4 protein-coding genes are annotated in these 3228 nt (G+C 39.5%); 1 reads left to right on the top strand and 3 read right to left on the bottom strand.

Annotated elements, in window-relative coordinates; translation table 11 throughout:
* Positions 1 to 649: 649 nt before the first annotated feature.
* The 3 genes from Q0P86_RS16755 to yidD form a co-directional block, all read right to left on the bottom strand.
* Entirely contained in the window at positions 650 to 1294 is a 645-nt protein-coding gene (locus tag Q0P86_RS16755) for a hypothetical protein (protein WP_291023317.1), read from the bottom strand.
* On the bottom strand, positions 1276 to 2208 hold the full coding sequence (locus tag Q0P86_RS16760; RefSeq protein ID WP_295041085.1) for a hypothetical protein: 933 nt from the start codon (positions 2206 to 2208) through the stop codon (positions 1276 to 1278). Before Q0P86_RS16760 ends, Q0P86_RS16755 begins: the two co-directional genes overlap by 19 nt.
* 466 nt (positions 2209 to 2674) lie before the next feature.
* Positions 2675 to 2911, bottom strand: coding sequence for a membrane protein insertion efficiency factor YidD (gene yidD, locus Q0P86_RS17030; protein WP_366941359.1), 237 nt, complete (start codon positions 2909 to 2911; stop codon positions 2675 to 2677).
* Here yidD and Q0P86_RS16765 point away from each other — a divergent pair.
* Positions 2895 to 3053 (top strand): hypothetical protein, encoded by a 159-nt coding sequence (locus Q0P86_RS16765; protein WP_295041087.1) that lies wholly within the window; start codon positions 2895 to 2897, stop codon positions 3051 to 3053. The genes yidD and Q0P86_RS16765 overlap by 17 nt on opposite strands.
* Positions 3054 to 3228 lie beyond the last annotated feature (175 nt).

The following is a 3228-nucleotide window of genomic DNA, read 5'->3' on the forward strand; positions in this document are numbered from 1 at the left end:
AACGGTGGCTCCGCATTTTCCGGAAGGGTGGCTCTCTAGCACCGGACTAGTGGCTCAAAGTACGCCGGAATAATCATTAAAGGCTCGTATGATTGCATCCTTTGGGAAAATGCCAATGCGTCATCGCCGGGCTCTATGATTAAAGTAATGTCGTTTGAATCAGGTCTTGTTATTCTTTGGCGGATTAACTTCAGGTATTCGACAACCTCGTCGAATACATCAGCATTTTCTTTTTTGAGCGATTTGTAATGTATCCCGTCAGGAGTTTGTTCCGTTGTGTAATAAAAATTTGGAGAAAAATTTCCGTTTGCTCCGATAACGATGTACTCGTCTGTAATAAAAACGGAAAGGCTAAGCGTCTGTTCTGTCGCCTAAGATGACGCAGAATTCGCCAAGACAAACCACAATGTCATTAGAACAGTAAAAAACAGCCGTTTCATTCTACTCTCATTCGTGGCATATGCTCTTTGAAAAACTCGCCAACAGACATCCCTTCATGGACCTTTTCGTTCCCATAAATCCATTTAAAAGTCAAGAGACAAGGCGTTATCCATAGATTCCGGCTTTTGTTCGGCAGGACAGCCTAAGAAAAATAATGCAAAGAATAAGATGACGAATATCTTTTTCATGACGATAATTCAACCCACTCCTATTCCTTAGGAATCTTGTAACTGCATGACCAATAGTTGTTGCTGAATTTGGCATGACCGCCGACGCCCCATTTACCATTCGCTTTTATCCACTGATAACTTCCACACGGATTTGCTGCGTGTATAATTTCAGATGCAGTCTGTTCCTCGATAATTACTTTTGTGAAATCAATCAAGGCATTTAGATTGACCTTTTTGCCGTCAGAAATGTCCTTGCGAAATTTTACATAACTATCATATGTCATTACTTGACCAAAAAATTCGGAAGAGAGACCATGACATTCAGAAGGAACACCAAAATCTGGACATGCATATTTTGCTGCCTCTTCATTGGTTGGATACACGCATCCGTAATACATGTTTAGCGAGTCGGGACAAACGGCATTTGACGATTTGAATCTTGAGTTTTCGATATATTCTAGGTGGCAAAAACTTTCCGTACTGTTACACCTCTTTATAGCAAGATATTTTTGTCCATCCCTTTTGTCGGCGACAAAGGTCCAACATTTGGAGGCGCTACCATTCTCGGACTTATGAATTTCAGGTTTGGAAATGCAAGGAAAATCCTTTGCCGTTACGGCAAAGGAAATCCCTGTAATAAACAATAAAGCAGTTATAAACCGTTTTACTGATTTAGAATCCATGGCAAGTACTCATCATAAAGTTGTTTAATCAAAGGAATGTTGTTAAAACAATGCTGTCCAAGGGTTTGTTCGTTTTCCATGAAATCCATTTGGTTTCGTCGTTTTTCCAACTTGTCGCGCAATGGCAACAATTGATCTTTACCTTCATCAAGCCATTTTACAATACTTTTTTTGAGTTCTGCTTTATTACGCATCTTATTATCCAGCACTCGATTTTCCCACTTCTTTTTGCGGAACTTATTTAATGCGTAAATATACATTAAATTTTGAATAACGGGAAGTTCGATTACATGCTTGTATTCGTGAGTGCTTATACCCAAGTTAGGTATTCTGCTACCATCAAAAGACATGGTAAACTTAGTATTGGGGTATGTAGTCAACGGGATATCTTTTTCGTATGTAAAGTTGTCGACGATATAATCAACCATTTCATCAATAATATAGTTATTAGGTTCAAGCTTCGTCCAGTTGAACGCCTCGCCTTCATTGAATTTTTCTGGTGTGATGGTTGATTCATATGTTATTCGAGGTCTAACATACTTAATACCGTAAGGAGTTAAAACATCTTGAATTTGAGTTTCAACATCTTCGGGCGTTTGAGGACAATCTGGCAAATCAAGATATTGGGGCGTGTAATTCGAATCTGATGTGTCATAATTGTACGGCTCAGTATTTATTTCGTAAGGTGTCATAAAGTCAGAGCAATCAGCATAGCTATCGTAACCCGTTTTTTCACGCACATCATCACATATAGAAGCCAAAATTTCATCATAGGTATTGGATTTCGGTGTTCCAAAAATGTCTGATATTCTTGGAACGGGAGTCTTTGTCTTATCCTGTGAAATTTGAGCGTCGTGTCTGCCCAATAGGATGTTTTCGATTTTACTTCTATTTTCTTTATTATATGTAGGCATAAAGCCCTCCTATTATTATTTACTTTTGATTAACTTTATTTACGGAAGAGGGTATTTTCAGAGTTAAAATGTATGGGTAAAAAGTTAGTCCCAAATTCCAACGTAAAATATAGTAAACATTTTTAGTTTTGTTAACAAAAATTTACATTTTGTTTGCTTCTGAACATAATTGTGCAAAAAGGTAGTACAAAGACTACCTTTTTGCGATCATTTCGTTGATGGCACGTGTAGAGGGTTACGGGAAGTTGAGGCCGCCGAAGCGGCGCGGCATCGTGACACGGGTTGACGACCGTTCCGCTGTCGTTTCACTCTCGCCTACGCCCCAGCTTAGCGCATGGGGCTTTGAGGCTCGCACGCGCGCTTCTGGTAGAGCTTCAGTTCAGCCTTTTCCTCGTCGGTAAGCTTGAGGGTGCGTTCGATATCTTCAAGAGACTTGTAGATGTCCACATTACCCTAGCCGAACTGCTTATGGATAATCGATATGATACTTGCCTCCTTTGCACCTTTTTAATCGGCCAATTGTTTTTATTGTTCCGCGAATGGAACCATATTTATTTAACGCTAATATGGCGTATTCCGAACAAGTTGGCTTGAAAAGGCACATTCTGCGACGAGATTCAGGGGCGTATCGTTGATAAACATGAACAAGTCCTATCAATATACGCTTAGAGAATATTGATAGCGTAATGAAAAAGGAAATCATGGTGACGACAATGCAAGATGCAACCGGATTGTCGCTCGCCAAAAATGAACAATTCTTAGAAGAAATGACTGTCCAAAAGTGGCTTAAGCAAAATATCAAGAAATTTAAGCCAATAACGCTGTATAGGAATATAAATGTGTGAATGCCGATAGAAAAATAAGAAATGGGCGGACATGTCATTTTTTTGTTCAAGACATAACGCTCCGCCTCAGTTTCTTCATCAAACATGGGTGTCATTTTCTAAAAGCCGCGTTGTGCACGACTTTTATTGTCCAAAAAATGGTTAAAACCCTGCACTTTCAGTGCAGCGACTTTCA

The organism is uncultured Fibrobacter sp. (assembly GCF_946062555.1).
In the GTDB taxonomy this organism is placed as follows: Bacteria; Fibrobacterota; Fibrobacteria; order Fibrobacterales; family Fibrobacteraceae; genus Fibrobacter.